The sequence below is a fragment of the Planomicrobium stackebrandtii genome (assembly GCF_030814955.1).
Taxonomy (GTDB): Bacteria; Bacillota; Bacilli; order Bacillales_A; family Planococcaceae; genus Planococcus; species Planococcus stackebrandtii.
This window is the reverse complement of sequence record NZ_JAUSWB010000003.1, coordinates 67390-85834: the sequence shown is the minus strand read 5'-3', so window position 1 is coordinate 85834 and position 18445 is coordinate 67390. Positions and strand designations below refer to the sequence as shown.

At 48.4% G+C, this 18445-nt stretch carries 21 protein-coding genes; 5 read left to right on the top strand and 16 right to left on the bottom strand.

The window, feature by feature from the left end:
- Positions 1–140: 140 nt before the first annotated feature.
- Together QOZ98_RS06530 and QOZ98_RS06525 are read right to left on the bottom strand one after the other, a co-directional pair.
- Positions 141–1637 carry a flotillin family protein gene (locus QOZ98_RS06530; protein WP_308786678.1) on the bottom strand — a complete coding sequence of 499 codons (1497 nt, stop codon included), beginning with the start codon at positions 1635–1637 and terminating at the stop codon, positions 141–143.
- A 153-nt stretch (positions 1638–1790) separates the two neighbouring features.
- Positions 1791–2192, bottom strand: coding sequence for a hypothetical protein (locus QOZ98_RS06525; RefSeq protein ID WP_308786677.1), 402 nt, complete (start codon positions 2190–2192; stop codon positions 1791–1793).
- A 147-nt stretch (positions 2193–2339) separates the two neighbouring features.
- Here QOZ98_RS06525 and QOZ98_RS06520 point away from each other — a divergent pair, with 147 nt between their 5' ends.
- From QOZ98_RS06520 to QOZ98_RS06510, 3 genes are read left to right on the top strand one after another with little or no spacing between them, the layout of a single operon-like run.
- Positions 2340–2507: a hypothetical protein gene (locus tag QOZ98_RS06520; protein ID WP_308786676.1), complete on the top strand. Its 168-nt coding sequence runs from the start codon at positions 2340–2342 to the stop codon at positions 2505–2507.
- 22 nt (positions 2508–2529) lie between these two features.
- Complete coding sequence (locus QOZ98_RS06515) at positions 2530–2997, top strand: hypothetical protein (protein ID WP_308786675.1); 468 nt, start codon at positions 2530–2532, stop codon at positions 2995–2997.
- Complete coding sequence (locus QOZ98_RS06510; RefSeq protein WP_308786674.1) at positions 2975–3268, top strand: hypothetical protein; 294 nt, start codon at positions 2975–2977, stop codon at positions 3266–3268. The genes QOZ98_RS06515 and QOZ98_RS06510 overlap by 23 nt, the downstream gene beginning before the upstream one ends.
- Here QOZ98_RS06510 and QOZ98_RS06505 read toward each other — a convergent pair.
- From QOZ98_RS06505 to QOZ98_RS06475, 7 genes are all read right to left on the bottom strand, one after another.
- Entirely contained in the window at positions 3254–3661 is a 408-nt protein-coding gene (locus QOZ98_RS06505) for a DUF3021 domain-containing protein (RefSeq protein ID WP_308786673.1), read from the bottom strand. The genes QOZ98_RS06510 and QOZ98_RS06505 overlap by 15 nt on opposite strands.
- Positions 3658–4116: a LytTR family DNA-binding domain-containing protein gene (locus QOZ98_RS06500; protein ID WP_308786672.1), complete on the bottom strand. Its 459-nt coding sequence runs from the start codon at positions 4114–4116 to the stop codon at positions 3658–3660. The genes QOZ98_RS06505 and QOZ98_RS06500 overlap by 4 nt, the downstream gene beginning before the upstream one ends.
- A 216-nt stretch (positions 4117–4332) precedes the next feature.
- Positions 4333–4686, bottom strand: coding sequence for an iron chaperone (locus QOZ98_RS06495; RefSeq protein ID WP_308786671.1), 354 nt, complete (start codon positions 4684–4686; stop codon positions 4333–4335).
- A gap of 194 nt (positions 4687–4880) precedes the next feature.
- The gene (locus QOZ98_RS06490; protein WP_308786670.1) at positions 4881–5360 is read right to left on the bottom strand and encodes a DUF4306 domain-containing protein; all 480 of its coding nucleotides are present in this window, start codon (positions 5358–5360) and stop codon (positions 4881–4883) included.
- Between the two features lie 104 nt (positions 5361–5464).
- Positions 5465–6520 (bottom strand): hemolysin family protein, encoded by a 1056-nt coding sequence (locus QOZ98_RS06485; protein WP_308786669.1) that lies wholly within the window; start codon positions 6518–6520, stop codon positions 5465–5467.
- A 95-nt stretch (positions 6521–6615) separates the two neighbouring features.
- Entirely contained in the window at positions 6616–7923 is a 1308-nt protein-coding gene (locus QOZ98_RS06480; RefSeq protein ID WP_308786668.1) for a hemolysin family protein, read from the bottom strand.
- 39 nt (positions 7924–7962) lie between these two features.
- Positions 7963–8349 carry a MerR family transcriptional regulator gene (locus QOZ98_RS06475; protein ID WP_308786667.1) on the bottom strand — a complete coding sequence of 129 codons (387 nt, stop codon included), beginning with the start codon at positions 8347–8349 and terminating at the stop codon, positions 7963–7965.
- 413 nt (positions 8350–8762) lie between these two features.
- Between QOZ98_RS06475 and QOZ98_RS06470 the strand changes: the two genes are divergently transcribed.
- On the top strand, positions 8763–9104 hold the full coding sequence (locus QOZ98_RS06470) for a hypothetical protein (protein WP_308786666.1): 342 nt from the start codon (positions 8763–8765) through the stop codon (positions 9102–9104).
- 184 nt (positions 9105–9288) lie between these two features.
- On the opposite strand, the gene QOZ98_RS06465 is transcribed toward QOZ98_RS06470, so the two are convergent.
- On the bottom strand, positions 9289–11277 hold the full coding sequence (locus QOZ98_RS06465) for a penicillin-binding transpeptidase domain-containing protein (RefSeq protein ID WP_308786665.1): 1989 nt from the start codon (positions 11275–11277) through the stop codon (positions 9289–9291).
- Between the two features lie 432 nt (positions 11278–11709).
- Positions 11710–11883: a hypothetical protein gene (locus QOZ98_RS06460; protein ID WP_185960097.1), complete on the bottom strand. Its 174-nt coding sequence runs from the start codon at positions 11881–11883 to the stop codon at positions 11710–11712.
- A 197-nt stretch (positions 11884–12080) separates the two neighbouring features.
- On the opposite strand from QOZ98_RS06460, the gene QOZ98_RS06455 reads away from it, so the two are divergent.
- Positions 12081–12893, top strand: a complete 813-nt coding sequence (locus QOZ98_RS06455) for a CPBP family intramembrane glutamic endopeptidase (RefSeq protein ID WP_308786664.1) — start codon at positions 12081–12083, stop codon at positions 12891–12893.
- 46 nt (positions 12894–12939) lie between these two features.
- Here the strand turns inward: QOZ98_RS06455 and QOZ98_RS06450 are convergent, their stop codons facing one another.
- The 5 genes from QOZ98_RS06450 to QOZ98_RS06430 all read right to left on the bottom strand — a co-directional run bounded on the left by QOZ98_RS06450 (position 12940) and on the right by QOZ98_RS06430 (position 18405).
- Complete coding sequence (locus tag QOZ98_RS06450) at positions 12940–14766, bottom strand: ABC transporter ATP-binding protein (RefSeq protein WP_308786663.1); 1827 nt, start codon at positions 14764–14766, stop codon at positions 12940–12942.
- The gene (locus QOZ98_RS06445) at positions 14763–16487 is read right to left on the bottom strand and encodes an ABC transporter ATP-binding protein (protein WP_308786662.1); all 1725 of its coding nucleotides are present in this window, start codon (positions 16485–16487) and stop codon (positions 14763–14765) included. The genes QOZ98_RS06450 and QOZ98_RS06445 overlap by 4 nt, the downstream gene beginning before the upstream one ends.
- On the bottom strand, positions 16484–16957 hold the full coding sequence (locus QOZ98_RS06440; RefSeq protein ID WP_308786661.1) for a MarR family winged helix-turn-helix transcriptional regulator: 474 nt from the start codon (positions 16955–16957) through the stop codon (positions 16484–16486). The genes QOZ98_RS06445 and QOZ98_RS06440 overlap by 4 nt, the downstream gene beginning before the upstream one ends.
- A 144-nt stretch (positions 16958–17101) precedes the next feature.
- Entirely contained in the window at positions 17102–17371 is a 270-nt protein-coding gene (locus QOZ98_RS06435) for a hypothetical protein (RefSeq protein WP_308786660.1), read from the bottom strand.
- A 146-nt stretch (positions 17372–17517) separates the two neighbouring features.
- The gene (locus tag QOZ98_RS06430) at positions 17518–18405 is read right to left on the bottom strand and encodes a TIGR01777 family oxidoreductase (RefSeq protein ID WP_308786659.1); all 888 of its coding nucleotides are present in this window, start codon (positions 18403–18405) and stop codon (positions 17518–17520) included.
- Positions 18406–18445: the final 40 nt, after the last annotated feature.

Sequence of the window (18445 nt, the reverse complement as noted above, 5' to 3'; positions counted from 1 at the left end):
TCTAAAATCTCTTTTGTGCCAATCTACAGATATAATAGCATCTTTTTATGGAATCATGTCGATTAATCGGATTTGAACAGCAGCCAGGCAAGAGAAAAACCCGCCACCTCTTCGAAAGAGGTGATGGGTTTTATTCCGCTTTAGCGGTCTTCTTGCGTGTCGTTGGCATCTGGTTCAAGTGTTGACTCTTCTTTTTGGACAATCGGCAATGTTGCAGCCGGTCCCTGCTGCGGATTAGCGGCTTTGTTGCGGTTCACATAGGACTTCAGCAATTCGCCGACGTCGATGCCGGTCATTTCCTTGAGCGGCTCCTGCATGTCGACCATCGTTTTGGTGACGCTTTTGCCGAAGGACGGAATGCCTTGGCCGTTGCCGGAATCAATGATTTTCACCGAGTCGATATTGCTGAGCGGCAATGCGACTTTCTCGGCAAAGACCGGCAGCATGTCGATCAGTTTTTCGGTGATGATGACATCGCCGTGCTCTTCCATGGCTTCTGCCAACAGTTTGCGGGATTCGGCTTCCGCTTTTCCTCGTTCGCGGATAACTTCCGCTTCTGCAGAACCTTCGTCGCGTTTGATCTTCGCTTTCGCTTCCCCGTCGATGACGGCACGGCGGGCATCGGCTTCTGCAGAACGCGTCGTTTCGTAATAAGTTGCATCGGCTTTTGTCTTACGCACTTTGCTTTCTTCTTCTTCCAGCTTAACGGCGCGTTCCCGCGCTGCAAATTGCATGCTCAATTCTTCTTCCTGGATTTGCATCGCCAGCTTGGCTTTTTCCAGTTCGTATGACTGCTCGGACTTGGCGCGCGCACGCTCGGTTTCTTCTTTGAACGCAGCGTCTTTGATGTCTTTTTCTTTTTTCGATTGCGCGGTGGAAATCTGGCGCAAATATTCTTCCTCTTTCGCTTCCTGATCAGTTTGCGCACGGTGAATGCGTGTTTCTCGCTCCGTGTTCGCTTCCGCGATTTCAGCCAGCTTGCGGACTTCCGCAATACGCGGGCGGCCCAGGTTTTCCAGGTAGCCGTTGTTTTCATCGGCATCACGCAAATCGGTCAAGCCGAGTGACGTGATTTTAAAGCCCATCAAATCAAGCTGCTTCTGGGCGATGTCCTGCACGTCCGTGTTGAATTTTTCGCGGTCGCTGTTAATGTCTTCAACCGTCATTTTCGACAGGATCGCACGCAAATTACTGCCCAGCACTTCGATGATTTCGGTTTCGATTTCTTCCTGTTCTTTGCCAAGAAACTGCTCGGCGTAATTGGCGATGCCGTTCAGCGTATCGGCAACTTTCACCATCGCAACAGCGTCCGCCACAATCGGTACCCCAGCATTTGTATAAACGCGCGGTGTTGCCAATTTCAGCTGGAACGACGTTAAACTGACAGGCGTTGACGTTTGGAAGCGTCTCAGCAAGTAACCGCCGCCTCGTATAATTTTCATCGAACGGCCTTCGTCGTCGGTGAAGATGTTGGTATCTTTTTCCGGATCACCAAGTTTTGGTCCGGTAATGATCAATGCTTCATTGGATTTGGCGGTGCGGTACCGGATTTTCATCCAGAAAAAATAACCGACACCCGCGATTGCGGCGATGATCAGCAACGCAATAACTACTGTAATGATGCCTATGGATTCCATGCTGCTTCCACTCCTTCTAGTCTAATGATTGCCTCTTGCCGTCCAGCTATTTCTTATGTACACGATAGAGGCTTATAGTAAGTATACGGAAGTGTTATCAAAATGTTTCAAAAAAAGGGAATGTTTTTACAGAAAAACAAAAACTGGTGCGTTTTACGGCCGGTAGCCATAGCCGAAATCGATGATGAAATAAAAGAAAAATACCAGTGCCGCTGCCGGCAGCAGGCTGATGGTGATCAGGATTATCGCGGTTAGGGACTGTGCATTCGTGAACCATCGATAGTAAAGGTAAAACAGAATTCTGATGAATGGCAACAAAAACAAATGTGATGCCGTGTACGCCCATTGGGAGTTTTCATCCCAATACGCTTCAGGAACCGGGATGATGCCGCTGTATTTTTCATTGATGCTCCGGGTCATACCGATGAAGAGGAATGTTAAAGTGCCGTAATAGATGACCGCCAAGCTCTTTGCCCACCAAGTAAAATACCGATTTGCCATAACGATGAGGAGTATGGTTCCAACTATGATAAGCAACCAAGTAAAGTTGTCCATGAAAATCCCTCCTTTGTTATTCCGTAAGCCGTTCTTTCTTTATCCATACGTTCCATCAAGGGATAGGTTCCAAAGATTATTGGCCACGTAAACTTTTTGAAACGATTTTTCTCTTCTTGCGTATTAAGGATATGAGGAGGTGCTTCCATGAGTGCAATGAATGAGTTTTTCTTCTTGATTCCAATTTTATCGATCCTGTTTTATTTAGTGGTATTCGGCTTTATCATTTATGCCGTGATGGCTGCTTTGAAGCTGGCGAAAGAGCGCAATGCCTATTTGAAGACAATTGCCGAAGAGCTGCAGCGGAGACCATAGTTTTTGGGAGGGGTTGGACGGTATGGGAGTGATCCGGCGACTTTTTTTCAAACGAAAACATTTGGTGTATACCGCTTTCGGCGATGATATGTACTACAAAGCGGTGGGCAGACTCTGCGCCCTGGGCATCACCTATGACACCGTGTTGAGAGTCAACGCCAACGTATACGGCACCGAAGGCCATATCGGTGCCCCTCAAATGCGCAACGCCGCCCAGTACGACTTTTATGTCGCGAAGAAAATCAGCGTCAGGCACAACAGGCGCTTCATGGATAGCTTTGGAATTTCATCTACTAGCAAAATAGGAGGACTTATCATGGAAATCGGATTCTACATGCTGATGGCCATCATCGGCGTCGGCTTCCTTCTTTTGGCTGGCTTTGACATCTACCGGAAATCGCAGATCAAACTGGCCGAAATCCACTTAGAGCGCGACAAAATTGCTTTGGAGCAAAAACAATTAGAGCTTGGTAGAAAAGTACATAGATAGAAGGGAAATACGCTTTCAGCATGGTATGCCGAAAGCGTATTTTTCTGTTGCGAAAGTGCAGATGTGTCCCGAAAACTGGATTCTGCAAACAAACCCGTGGATTGCGCAAATAAAGCGTCCGATTGCGCAAACAACGGGGGATATTCCGCAAACAAATGATTTATTCCGCAAAGAAGCCGTGAGATTCCGCAAACAACTAGCAAATCTTCTCTTTTCCAGCAATCAAAAACCAGCCGCTGGCGGCTGGTTTACCCTATTATTTGTGGTTTAATTCTTTATTCAACTTTTGCGCCTGGTTTTTAAAGTAAAAGTAAAAAGCGGTCCAGAACAATGCGTAGAAAACCACAAAGATTGCGAGCATCAGCAAAAAGCTTGGCACAGTAAAGGGGAACCAGCCGATGCCAATGGCCAATACGAAGTACAGTACGATAACGGTCGCAAAATGCGTCACCGTTTGCCGCCGCAGCGACCATTTGTGGTTTTCAAAATACAGTGTACTGGCCGTGAAAAACCAGCCGCACAGCATGCTGCCCAGTGAGTTGCGTAAAAACAACTCACTATCCAAGGTTTCCTGGCCGCTCAAAACCACCGAATTCGTCATGACGACGCTGAGAAAAGCTCCGAAGAATATCCCCATTATACTTCTGACCACAAAGTTTTTCATTTTTCTTTCCTCCTGTTCATTTTCAAAGATTCTTTAATGGCGTTGACATAATTCCGAGAGACGTATTCCTTTGCCCCTGATTTGAAATAAACGCATAGCGTGCCGTTGAAAGAAGCTTCAAAGCGGCTTAATTCATCCAGATTGGCAATGACCGATTTCGAGAGCCGTATAAACTGGCTCGGCGGCAAAACCTCTTCCAATTCATAGAGTTTTTCCTTCAGGCGAAACTCACCTTTTTCTGTCACCGCCGCTACAGTATCGCTGTTTGTGTGAAAATAATGAATTTCCGCCGGCTTCAAAATGTGCTGCATATCACCGTCCCGTCCAACCAAGAACCGTGTATCCTGCCCTTTTATAAAATCAATGATGCTTTTTATAGAGTCATCCATTTCGCTGCACTCAATGATCACTTTCGTTTCCTTAAACCCGCTATCGATATTCAATGACACTTTCATTCAACGCCACCCCTTCCCCTCAGTTTATGAGGTCCTTCTTTACTCCTTTTGTTGCAGCCTGGCATGGAGAATATCTATAGCCTTAGCATATGTAAAATTCCATATCCCGTCTCTTCTTTTCAAGCAAGTTGCGGAAATCGATAAGCAACATGCAGAATCCCGCACGCAAACTGCAAACAAGCAGGCAGACCCACTTGGCCTGCCTGCTCGTCTACGTTATTTCGCTTTCGCAAGGTTCTCTGCCACCCGAAACCGGACAATCCGGCGAATCAAGTCATAGGGCATGGGCTTATCCAACGGAAACTGAACTGATCCTTTTCCTTGCTTGTACGGAGCAAGCTCTAGCTGAAAAGCCGTGATTCCACTGGGCACAGGATAAAATCCGATATGGTTTTTAAATGCCGCAAAATGCACCAGATTGCCATGCAGAATAAACGTCGGCATTTGGTAGCGGATCGCCTCTTCAGCTTCCGGCGCCTCTTCTTGAATGATGAGCCGCAGTGTCTGCAAAATTTCCCGCACGTCTTCTGGAGCTTCCCGGATATAGTCGTCGATCGTCTCGAAAGCCATTAATTCTCCCTCCTTACGCTGGATTTTGGATTTTGCTTACCCTCATTCTACCCCTTTTTGCCAGATTCTTCTGTGCTGCAAATAAACCCCTTTATTCCGCAAATAAAAGACGGGATTGCGCAAACAAAGTGGGATATTCTGCAAACAAAAGTTTTATTCCGCAAACAAACCCACATTTTCCGCAAACAACCAGTCTAATACGGAAGTCTCCTCTCCTTGATTAGCCAAAAGATACAACTTGCCACGATAAGAATTGCGCTCCCAAGAAAAATTCTGGAAAACAACTGGAGTCCGTCGGTCGGCGAAGCCATCAACGTGCCGCTGAAAACCAACAACATAACCGCAAAAACCATCAGAAATACGCTCAGTGCAGTTTTTTTCCCTTTAAACACCCAGAAAGCCAGCTGCAGGAACAAGATCAGGCCTGAAATGAACATGATAATTGGGAATAGCGGCTCGAATTTTGCCGCGTAAACCAAATAATCAACCGTCAAGATATCGTCTGCTGATGTGACTTTACCGTTCAGCCAATTGGTGAAAACTGCGGAATGCGGCCACTCCCACGATACGTCGTCGAGTTGGCTGCCTTCGTACAGGCTGAAAAATGCGGCGACTGCGAAAAAGATCAAGGCGCCGAAAAACAGGATGGATCTTCTTGCGGTTTTCTTGTGCATGGAACTGCTCCTTAACGAAAAATTTTATACTCCCACTATATCAATAATTTTCCATAAAACAAAAAAAGAGAAGCCTCGAGGGCTTCTCTCCTTCCTTATTCCGATCAGGTCGGTTCTGCTTCGAACGAGTCGTCGCTGATTTCTCCGACAATTTCTTCTAGAATATCTTCCATCGTCACAAGGCCGGACGTGGTACCGTCTTTCGCGGTGATGATCGCCATGTGCGTGCGGCTTTGCTGCATTTTGGTCAATACTGTCTGGATCGGAGCCGTTTCCGGGAAGCGCGGCATCTCGTGGATGAACGATTCCGGATTTTGTTCTCTTCCTGCTGCCATGCTGGTCAAAAGTTCTTTCGTATTGATGAATCCGATCAGCCGGGATTTATCGCCATGTTGGGCTACCGGGAAGCGGGTATATTCGTGTTTGTCCAATACTTCAAACAGCTCTGAACGCGTCAGGCGGCTGTCGACTGAAACGATTTCTGACTTCGGAATCATGATATTCCGGACGATGCGGTCGTCAAAAGCAAAGATATTTTTCAAGTAAGTCAATTCGGTTTGATTAATTTCACCGCTCTGGTAACTTTCGGCCATGATCAGCTTTAATTCTTCTTCCGAATGGGCTTGTTCGTGGCCGGCTGGCTCTACTTTGAATAAACGCAAAAGCTGACGTGCCGAACCATTCATCACCCAAATGAACGGGTTCATGATTTTACCGAACCAGTAAAGCGGTGGTGCGAGCAGCAGCGTCATTTTCTCGGCATATTGAATCGCCAATGTTTTAGGCGCCAATTCCCCGATGACTACGTGCAGGAACGTTACAATGCTGAGTGCGATTGCATAGGAAAGGAACGTCGACATCGCAGGCGACACTTCGAAAGTATCGAACAGCGGATGGAGCATACGCTCAACTGTCGGCTCTCCTAATGCACCAAGTGCAAGGGCCGTTACCGTAATACCCAGCTGGCAGGCAGACAGGTAATAATCCAAATCATTGGCTACTTCTTTGGCGCGTACAGCTTTTTTGTTGCCTTCTGATATCAGTTGGTCAATTCTTGACATCCGTACCTTTAATATAGCAAATTCGGCACCTACGAAAAATGCGGTTGCGATGATCAGCAACGCGACGAGTATTAAGTTAATTACTATTTGTCCATCCAATTGGTCTCCCTCAAACGAGGGATTCACCTCCATTAATTTGCTAAATGGAATCGTGGAGAATTGTCTTCACAGTTCCATTTATCTATTGCATGCCATTAATTTTTCGAGTGTTTATGGAACATCACTTGCTTGATCTGCTGGTTGTCCATTTCAACGACGGTCCACGAAATGTTGGACTCCGTGAAGGTTGCTCCGGTCTCTACTTCTCCCGGGCTCTTGAAATGAATCCAGCCGCCAATGGTGTCAATGTCTTCACTTTCATCAAACTCTAAGCCAAAGCGCTCTTCCAGATCCTTCAATAGCACACGGCCATTGAGCAAGTATTGGTTGTCGCTGACCACGCTGATGTCTGCCACTTCATCGGCATCAAATTCGTCGCGGATTTCACCGACGATTTCTTCTAAAATATCTTCCATCGTGATCATGCCGGCGGTGCCGCCGTATTCATCCGCCACAAGGGCAATATGGACGCGGGCATTTTGCATGCGCAATAAAGCATCCTGCAGGCCGGTTTGTTCAAAGACAGTAGGCAGTTCCATAACAAATCCCTCAAGCTGCCATTCACGTCCCGCAACAATGTGGGGAAGCATTTTTTTCGCGCTGACAAAGCCGAGAACGCGGTCTTTGTCGCCGTCTTCTGTTACAGGATAGCGTGTATAGTTGTTTTCATCCAAAATCTCGATAATTTCTGCCAATGGCATGTCTTTGTCCAGCGTGACGAGTTCCGTACGCGGCACCATGATATCTTTGGCTACGCGCTCATCGAATGAAAAGACATTTTCCATATAGGAAAGTTCAGTTTCATTGATGGCTCCGCCTTCAAAGCTTTGAGCCATGACAATTTTCAGCTCTTCTTCCGAATAAGCCGATTCGTGTCCTGCCGGCTGGACGCCAAAAAGTTTCAGCAAAACGCGGGCAGCTCCGTTCAATGACCAGATAAATGGCTTCATGACTTTACCGAACCAATAGAGTGGCGGTGCCAAAAGCAATGACATTTTTTCTGCAAACTGGATTGCCAATGTTTTAGGTGCCATTTCGCCTACTACTACGTGAAGGTAAGTCACAAGCAGGAATGCGATGGCGTAGGATGCAGTCGATGCGATGGCATCGGAAACTGAAAAATAATCAAAGATCGGGTACATCAGGCGCTCGACAGTCGGCTTCCCGAGTGCACCAAGTCCGAGTGCGGTTACGGTAATACCAAGCTGGCAGGCAGACAGGTAATAATCTAAGTCAGTGGCTACTTTTTTTGCGGTCACTGCTTTTTTATTGCCTTCTGCTATTAATTGGTCGAGCCGCGACATGCGGATTTTAACGACCGCAAACTCCGAGCCGACGAAAAATGCCGTCAAGGCAATCAATACTACTAATAACACTAAATTCAATAAGGTAACTATATCCACGTGTCTTCCCTAAAAAAAGGGATTCACCTCCAAAGTTGATTACAGCAAAGCGATCAAGGCGGTAATTGCTGCCAATTGATGCTCAAGCGCTTTGCTGACGTGCGTCTTTACCGTGCTTGGTGCATCTTTTAATTGCTCTTCCAAACTCGTGATTTTTCGTTGCAGGCATTCGAATTCTTCGTAAACTTCCTCGACCAAGAGCTCCGTTTCCAAAGTTTCGGGCGCATCCAGAATTTCTTTGATTTCCAAAATCGACAAACGCTGTTTTTTCAGCAGCTGAATGCGTTCGAGCGTCTGCAAAGCAGAAGCCGGATAAAGCCGGTAGTTTGAATCAGACCGTTCACTGTGCAGCAATCCGGATTGCGTATAAAAATCGATGGTTCTTGTAGATACTCCGCTCAATTTTGCAATTTCACCAATTTTCATTAAGTCCTTCCCAATGCAGACGCCTCCCTTTTTGGTTCTTTTCAGACACCACAAACTTCGATAATGGCTGAAATCCGATTCGATCCACTGCTGTAAAGCAATTTCTCTTTGTAATAAGAAATAATAGCATATTTCGGCAGCAAGCATACAGTAGAACGTGCTGCTTTTGATGGATATATTTTCTTGTTAAAAAAAGCGACATCATTTCGCCAAATTTTCCGTAAAGAGATGGTTTGCTTTTATAAATAAATGTTTATCCTCCTGATTTTTGCAATTGCGAGGACTGACTGCCGGACAATCGGGTATATTCCTATTACAGCAATTTCTTGCTGGCAACTTGTCCACTGCCACGGGGTTTATTGGCAATACAGATTTTATGTTCGGCAAATAGCTTGATAAAGGAGATGGCGTTTTTGGAATATCAACTGACTTTGCGCTTGGCTGATGAGAAAGCGGGCTATGCCTGGCTGTTCGAAAGCCCGGAGGATACAATGCCGCTGTTTGACGACGTAGTCGAAACCTTCCAGCATTATGAAGCGGATGACATGGAAAACTTTATCCTTGAAAAAAAGAAAGAGATTGATGAGACAGGTTCCAGCCACACGGCACAAATCGATGTGACAAAAGTCGATCCGCATGCGATCATCCGCTCTGCTTCGTATAAGGAAATGTGGTACGACGGCAAGTATTTCGACGACATCCTGGAGGTTCTGACCGACAAGTTAGGGCCCCCCGAGAATGAAACATTTGAATAAAGTGGATTGGAAAAACAAGCTGTCCTTTGGATGCTTGTTTTTTTGTGGGAATCCCGGTTGAAATTGCGAACACCCGGGTTAGGACAGCGAACACCCGGGTATACACAACAAACACCCGGGTTGAAACAGGAAACACCCGGGTTAAAGCAAATCGCACGCCACCTCACCCGAGAAACTACACGTTTCACTCATTTTCCCGCGCCTCGAGAACCTGCTCGGCCATCCCTTCCACCCCTTCTTCTCCTTCGATCATCATTGCGACAATCAAATCCGGATTGACAAGGCTATAACCGACAAACCAGGCGTTCTGCTCGCCTCTTTCATTCGCGGTTCCGCTTTTGCCGGCGAGTTCTGTGCCCAGTTCCGTGCCGGCATTGCTTAAGCTCATCCGCAGCAGCTCAGCATTTTCAGCGCTTAGCAGATTTTCATTCCACACTTGCTGATCTTCGTCATCTAAAAGCAAAGTTGGCTTGTAAAGCGTGCCGCTTGTCAAAATGGGGCTGTATAAAGTTGCCAGGTGGAGAATATTGACCTGCATCTGCCCTTGGCCGGAAGCTGTTCCGGCAAGCTGGCCTTCCGAGCCGAATGTGCCGTCCTGGGAAATGCGGGACGGTGACAAGTCGATTGGAAAGTCAATTTCCTCCCCGAAGCCAAAGTTTTCCAATCCGATCCGGAAATCGTCATTTGGCATATTGAGCGCCTGCTGGGCAAAATATATCGAATCGGAATAAACGAGTGCTTTGTCGAGATCGATCGGATTTGGCACGTCGGCGCGCGGCCGGGTAACCCGGTAATCCCCCCAAGAGGCAAAGCGCTGCCATGAATTGCCGGCAATGTCCAAGCCTTCAGCCGGATCGAGCGTGCCGCTTTCCAATCCAATGGCCGCTGTGATTGGCTGGATGACAGGACCCGGGGTATAGACAGCCGCAAAACGGTTGAAGAACGGCTGGAGCGGATCGTTGGCCAGTTCCTGGTAGCGGCTGTTGGTAATGTTCGGTACGAATTCATTGGGATCAAAGCCCGGTGAGCTGACGAGCGCCAGCGTTTCTCCAGTATCCGGATCGATGGCGGCACTGGTTCCCGCTTGTTCTTCCATTGCGCCGTAAAGAGTTTGCTGCAGTTCGGCATCTATCGTCAGCGCGACCGTCTCGCCTGGAATGGGTTCATTTTCCACTGAGGTGATGACAGCGTTTTCCTGCTGCTTCTCTAAAATGATTCGCCCGCCTGCCGCACCGCGTAGGCGTTCCTGCAATATTTCCTCCAGGCCTTGCCGCCCGACCATTGTTTCAGCCGAATAGCCCTCACCGCTCCACGCCTCCAGCTGCTCAGCGGTGATCGGGCCCATATAGCCGGTAATGTGCGACAAGGCACGGCCGTACGGATAATTGCGCATGTCCACTTCTGCACGCGTCGTGCCGGTAATCGTGAACAGCTCATCCAATGTCGATTGGTCCGCCTTGATTTGCGCAATCGGCACGAGATAATGCGGCTGCACCCAGGACTGATTGAGTTTGTCGTCAATAGCCTGCTCGCTCATGCCAAGCAGTTCTGCCAGCTGCTGCTTTTTGGATTCATCAAAGTTTTCCGGAATGATACTGACCTCGTAGCCGGTGTTGTTGGAAGCGATCGCGTTGCCGTTGCGGTCTACAATCTCCCCGCGCGGCCCTTGGGCTATTTCAGTCGACACCCGATCGCCTGCTTCCAGATTCGGCAAAATAAAAGATGGATCCCATTCAACAAACCAGTCTTCCACTTCTCCGTGCGATTCATACAGCAGCGTCAGTGTCTTTTCAAATTCCACCGGGCCGATGATCGTATCGAACGCTACTTGAATCGCGAAATCCGCCGGCTGTTCCGGGGTCCAGTCTCCATCTTCCACAGGTGTGTAGGAGATTTCTAGATTGTCGATTGCCAATTGTTCATGAAGCTCCTGTTGCCAGGTAACAAAATTCGCCTCTCCGTATACCGCTTGCGTTCCCTGATTCAAATAATGGGTATGCATCGCAGGAAAGTCCCCACTCTTCCACAGCTCAATAAATTCTGCCACCCGCACTTCAGGCGATGCGACCGCTTCGGCTGTTTCTTCCGGCAGCTGCTCAGGAGCTGGTTCGGCATCTTCCTCCTGGCATGCCGTTAACATGAGAATCAATAGAAAGAATAATGCCTTTCTCATCAAATGACCTCCGCTCTTTTCATTACTCCTATTATCGCTTGATTACGGAGAAATATAAAGTTTGAATTTTCTGTTTTTATTTAGTGTGGCAGATAAAGGCGTGTAGAGAGTTAAAGAGATCATGTAGAAAGCTTGAAAGTTCTGGCAGAAAAATGGAGGGTTCCTGTAGAACTAACGAAATCGCAGTTAGCTTCACACTTTCCCCGTTGAATCGTGAAAACTTCAGGTAGAAACCGAAAGGATTCATGTAGAAATCCAAATAGTGCCTGTAGAAACAGCGAACTCTCAGGTAGCTTCACACTTTCCCCGTTGAATCGTGAAAACTTCAGGTAGAAACCGAAAGGATTCATGTAGAAATCCAAATAGTTCTTGTAGAACCCGAAATTTCCATAAAAAAATAGCCCGGCAGCATTCGCCCGGCTAACTCCACTGCTATTTTTTTGTTTTTTCTTTGATTTTATTGGCCACGTCGTCTTTCATGACCATCGCTTTGTCTTTGTAAGTTGTTGCTTTTTCTTTGTAGTCGTCTTTGTTTTCTTCCCAATGCGCTTTGCCTTTTTCGATCGACTTGTCTTTCAATTGGTTCAGTTTGTCTAGAAACGCCATCTGAATCATCCTTCCGTTCTTCCCGCCGATAAAACGGTCGGGTAAACTCCTTTAAGCATAACGTTTTTTTGCATGCATGTCTAAAAATAGCTCATATGGACGACTATTCGGGTTCGGATAAAAAGTGAAACTTGCTGCGCTCGGACGCGTATAATCTATATACATAGTAGATTCGCTATAAAAAAAGGCGGTGCTCCATGTTTGAACAAATGAAGGCACGTTATTTGATCCTGTTTTCTGTACTTGGCATGATTTTGACGATTGTGGTTTTGCTGGTGCTGGATGTCAGCGATACGACTTTTGATGTCGTCAGCCAATTGGTGCTCTATGTCCTTGTTCCAGGCATCTATTTCGGCTATTATTTCCGCAAGCACAACACATCCGTTTGGAGCGTCCTGTCTTTTGGCGGCATCCAAAAGTGGCTGCCCGCTTTATTCGGCTTAGTTGCGGTGTCGATCGCCTTTTCGCTCAGCATGTTTTGGTTTCAGCTGTTCGTGCTCGCACCGGTTGCGCCGTGGCTGGTCGATTTCATGCTGGAGACGTTTCCGATACCGGATACGCCTTGGTATATCGTCTTCACGATTTTCACCATCGCGATTTTGGCGCCTGTGGTCGAGGAATTCATGTTCCGCGGCGTGCTGCTCAAACGGCTGATCGGCAAGACTTCCGTGTGGGGCGGAATTTTGATTTCAAGCCTGCTGTTCGGGATTTTGCATCTGGATATCATTGGCGCGTTCCTGTTTGGTGTGGTGGCATCCTTGCTGTATTTGCGGACCAACAATCTGCTTTTGCCGATCCTATTGCACATCATCAATAATTCCTTGGCAGCGGCTGCCATGTTCCTGGCGCCGACCTGGCCGGAATCGATCGCCATTTTCAATTTGGCGGATGTCTACTCGAAAGCCACGCCAAACGCGGTCGTTCTTGGCATCAGTTCGGTGCTGTTGATCGCCGCTGTTATGTGGCTGGCACGCGGTTTGGATGTGCGCAAAAAATCGATCCATGAATAGCAAAAGGTCCTCCGTGCACAAAATGCACGGAGGACCTTTTTGCATTTTACACAGCCACTTTCGCAGAAAACTGGCTATGGTACAGATCGGCGTAGAAACCGTCTTTGTCGAGAAGCTGTTGATGCGTCCCTTGCTCGATAACTTTTCCTTGGTCCATGACCAGAATCAGATCTGCGTCTTTAATGGTCGATAAGCGATGCGCGATGACAAAGCTTGTGCGGCCTTCCATGAGGCCTTTCATGGCTTGCTGGATAAAGATCTCCGTGCGGGTATCGACACTTGAAGTGGCTTCATCCAGGATCATGATCGGCGGATCGGCGAGAATTGCACGGGCAATGGTCAATAGCTGCTTTTGCCCTTGTGAAATGTTCGATACTTCCTGGTTCAAGATGGTATCGTAGCCGTCCGGCAAAGTGCGGATAAAATGGTCGGCGTGCGCCGCTTCTGCCGCTGCCAGAATTTCCTCTTCCGTCGCGCCTGTTTTTCCATAGGCAATGTTGTCACGGATCGTGCCGTTGAACAGCCACGTATCCTGCAGCACCATGCCGAAGTTCTGGCGCAGTTCATGTCTCGACATTTCCCGCGAATCAAGTCCGTCAACCGTAATGCGCCCGCCATTCAATTCGTAAAAGCGCATCAATAGATTGATCAAGGTCGTTTTGCCGGCACCGGTTGGCCCGACGATTGCGACCGTCTGCCCCGGCCGGACATCGATGTTCATTTTGTCGATCAGCAAATTGCTGCCGTAGCCAAAGTCGACATCTTCAAAAGCAACGGCTCCTTTCGCGCGTGCCAGAACGGAAGTCGTGATTTCCTCGACTTCCTCTTTCTCATCCAACAGTTCGAAAACCCGCTCAGCGGCAGCAACTGTCGACTGGATGATGTTGGCGATGTTCGCCGTCTGGGTGATGGGCTGCGTAAACTGTTTGGAATAGGTGATGAACGCCTGAATATCACCGATGGAAATAGCGCGCTGCGTCACCAGGATCCCCCCGACAACGCTGATCAGTACATAGCTCAAGTTGCCGATCAAGGTCATCATCGGCATGATGATCCCGGAGATAAACTGGGCTTTGCGCCCGGCATTGTACAGTTCTTCATTGACCTCATCGAATTGTTCGTTGGATTTGGCTTCGTGTCCGAACGCTTTGACGACCTGGTGGCCCGTATACATTTCTTCAACGTGGCCGTTCAGGCGGCCCAAGTTTTTTTGCTGGCTGCTGAAGTATTTCTGCGATCTTTTCAAAATCGGTCCGATGACGAACAGCGACAGCGGCAAGGAAACCACCGCGATCAATGTCAGCAAAGGACTGATCGTCAGCATCATCACTAAAATTCCGACAATGGTGACAATTGATGTGATAAACTGCGTCAAACTTTGCTGCAGCGTGCTGCCGATTGTATCGATGTCATTGGTCATGCGGCTTAAAGTTTCGCCATTTGGCCGGCCATCAAAATACTCCAGCGGCAGTTTCTCCAGTTTTTTGTTGACGTCCTGGCGCAGATCGTAGACCGTGTCCTGTGCCACTGTAGACATCATGTATTGCTGGATATAGCTGAACAAACTGCTGAACAGGTACAGTCCTGCAAGAATGGCGAGAATTTGGCCGATGACGCCAAAGTCGATGCCGCCGCCCGGGACGCCCTGTAATTGGCCGTAAGCGCCTTCGAACAACTCCGTGATCGCCATCCCCATAATTTTTGGTCCAACGATGGTGAACACCGTACTGAGAATCGCGACCAGGAAAACGGCTGCCAGTTTTTTGCGCCGTGGTTTTAAATAAGAAACAAGGCGGCGGAATGTGCCTTTAAAGTCTTTGGCTTTTTCCGGCGGCATATTTGCTCCGCCGTGTGGAGGTCCCATCTTGCTCATGCGATTTCCTCCTCTGACAGCTGGGATAGGGCAATTTCGCGGTATACTTCATTGGATTCGAGCAGCTCTTTATGCGTGCCCATTCCGACCACTTTGCCTTTTTCCAGCACGATGATGCGATCCGCGTCGACTACGGTGCTGACGCGCTGTGCCACCAGCAGCACGGTGGCATTTTTCGTTTCGTCTTTTAATGCTCTTCGTAGCTTGGCGTCGGTTTTAAAATCGAGCGCCGAAAAGCTGTCGTCGAAAATATACAAATCCGGCTTGCGGATCAATGCGCGGGCGATCGACAGACGCTGCTTTTGTCCGCCTGAAAGGTTAGAGCCGCCCTGCTCGATTTCAGCCGCGTAGCCGCCATCAATTTGATCGATAAACTCTGTGGCCTGCGCAATGTTTGCCGCATGGTCCATTTCCTGCTGATTGGCGTCCTGTTTGCCAAAGCGGATATTGTCCGCAATCGTTCCGGTGAACAGGATCGATTTCTGCGGCACAAAGCCGATTTTCGACCGGATTTCTTGCTGGGAAGCCTCGCGGATATCGACGCCGTTGACGCGGATTGTTCCGCTGTTGATATCGTAGAAGCGCGGCACCAGATTGACGAGCGTTGACTTGCCGGAACCTGTCCCGCCGATCAACGCGGTAATTTCACCCGGTTTGGCGGTAAAGCTGATATTCGACAGCGCCGGTTCTTCCGCTCCCGGATAATAGAAAGAAACGTCTTCGAATTCCAGTGTACCGCGTGTGCGATCCGCTTTGGCCGTGCCATCGTCCGTGAAAGCCGGTTTCATTTCCAGCACTTCATTGATGCGTCTCGCCGATACCGCTGCACGCGGAACCATGACGAACATGAACGATGCCATGACCAAGGCAAACATGATCATCATGACGTATTGGATAAATGCCATCAAATCCCCGATCTGCATGGCGCCATTATTGATGCGGATGCCGCCGAACCAAATGACCGCAACGACGGTCAAGTTCATGACCAGCATCATGACCGGCATCAAGAAAGCCATGACTTTGTTGACTTTAATCGAGACATCGGCCAGTTCGCGATTGGCCTTTTGCATGCGTGCTTTTTCCTGAGGCTCACGGTTAAAGGCGCGGATAACGCGGATGCCCGTCAAGTTTTCCCGCACGACCAGGTTCAAGCCGTCCAGCCGTTCCTGAACCTCCTGGAACAACGGCATGCCGTATTTCAAAATCAATAGGATCGATACAGCCAATACCGGCATGGCACCGATGATGACCAAGGACAATTGGGCGTCTTTTGAAACCGCCATGATAATCCCGCCGACCAGCATGATCGGTGCGCTGATGACCATGCGAAGCATCATGATGACCACTTGCTGCACCTGGGTAATATCATTTGTGGTGCGCGTAATCAGCGATGCGGTCCCCACTTCATCAAATTCCTGCAGCGAAAACTGGCCGACATGCTTAAAGACTTTCTGCCGTAAGTCGCTGCCAAGCCCCATCGCCGCTTTGGCCGAATAATAACTGGCAAAGACAGCCGCAACAGCGCCAATTGCCGACACCAGGAGCATCCAGCCGCCAATTCTCCAAATATACGGAATATCGCCTTTGACCACCCCGTTGTCAATGATATCTGCCATCAAAGTCGGCAGGAACAGCTCTGCCATCGATTGGCCGAAAACCAGAGCGACAACTGCCAACACAACCCATTTATAAGGATTGAGGTTTTTCATTATTTTAATCATTTTGCAGTCACCTCTAGTTCCACTTCTTTTAAATAAGTTGAGATTTTCTGGTGTGCTATGAGCAGTTCAGCCACTTGATCAGAGGTGAACTGTTCACTGGCAGCTTTGAACACTTGGTGCAGTCCGTCTTCCTGGTGGTGAAGCTCTTCCACCAATGCCTTGCCTTTTTTGCTCAGCGCCAGCAAAGTCTCGCGGCGGTTGTCCTCTACTTGGCGACGGTCAAGATAGCCTTCTTTGACCAGTCCGTCCACTGCCTGGCTCAAGGTGCTTTTCGGCAAAAACGTCTTTTCCCCAACGGTTTTCTGCGTCATTTCACTGCAGCTGATGATGGTCATCATCACCGAGTATTGCGGAATTGACAGTCCTTTTTCCGTGGCCGATTTTTGAATAAAACGCACCATGTTTTTCTGCACATTGGCAAATGACAGCATCAATTGCATATACGCTTCCATTTCTTTTTGGTCGTTCATCTGGTTCACCATCTTTCATTTTCGAACCGTTCCAAATGGAACAATCTCTATAATGACTTTAAGTTACTCCCATTTCTATAGTCCGTCAACTTTAGCGCACAAAAAAGCACCTCCTGCCCTCAAACGGGCGGAAGTGCAGAGAATTTAGGAACATTTTTTTATAATGGCTCTAGCGCTGTGCGACCGGCAACAGTCAATCAGCTGCGCCAGCAGTTTGCGGTTGTGCATAAAATTCTTCGGATCTTTCCAGACAGTGCGGAACACCTGGGCAACAAGCTGCTCACAGACGGACGGATCTGAATCGGTTTGGTGCGCAATCTTCCAAATGATCCGGTGATAGCGGTCGTACAAATCGGACAGTGCCTGCTCTTCCCGGTTCAGAATTCCAGTTAATAATTTCTCGTCTATGGTCAATTTGTCACCCCCTCTTCTGCCATTGCCTTTAGGCCATCGTCCTAAACCCAGTTATCTCGAAATAAAGGCAATATTTTAAAATAAATAAAAAAACACTAGAAAAACTTTACTAAAGTAGAGTTTTCTAGTGCTATTGATTCATTTTTTTATTGGCGCAGAATATTTTCAAGTGCTTTGTCGAGTGTCGGGTAAGTGAATCGGAATCCGGCTTGCTGAAGCCGCTCCGGCAAAATCCAGCGGCTTTTCAGAATCAGTTCCGTTTCCGTTCCAATGACCACCGCTCCCATGCCAAGCATCCATTTGGTTGCCGGCAAACCGATTTTCCGGTCCATCGCAATCCGCAGCTGCTTCATCAGTTCACGGTTGGTGACAGGTTCAGGCGAGGTTGTATTGATAACACCGCTGATGTTGTCATGGTCCCGGACAAACAGAACAATGCGGTAGACGTCTTCCAAGTGGATCCAGCTGAACATTTGCTTGCCGTTGCCCTGCTTGCCGCCGAGCCCGAAGCGCACCATGTTTTCATAAGGGTTCATGACGCCGCCGTCTTTCCCGAGGACAATTGACAGGCGCAATGCCGCCTGTCGCGTGTCTGGCAGCTTGAATGTGAAAAATGCCTGCTCCCACGCTTTGCCGACCTCTACTGAAAAACCATGGCCAAACTCTCCATTTGCTTCAGTCATCGGGCGGTCTTCTGCGTGACGGTAAATGGTCGAAGTGCTGGAATTGATCCACAGCGGCGGTGGATTGTCACAAGCCAGGATTGCTGTGCCCAGGGCTTCGGTCGTCTCTACCCGCGAATCAAAAATCTCCCGTTTGTTGGCTTCGGTATACCGGCAATTCACCGATTTTCCAGCCAGGTTGATGAGCATCTCCGCGCCTTCCAACGCCTTGACGATCCCCGTGTGGTTGGTCCAATTCAAATGATCCTGCTGCCGTGAAATGATGATGACCCGATAGCCCTGGTCTGTAAATTTTCGTTCCAAATACTGTCCGACAAAGCCGGTGCCTCCAGCCAATACGATCTTCTTCATCCCATCACCTATTTTCTGTAAGTTGTTCTTATGCTACATG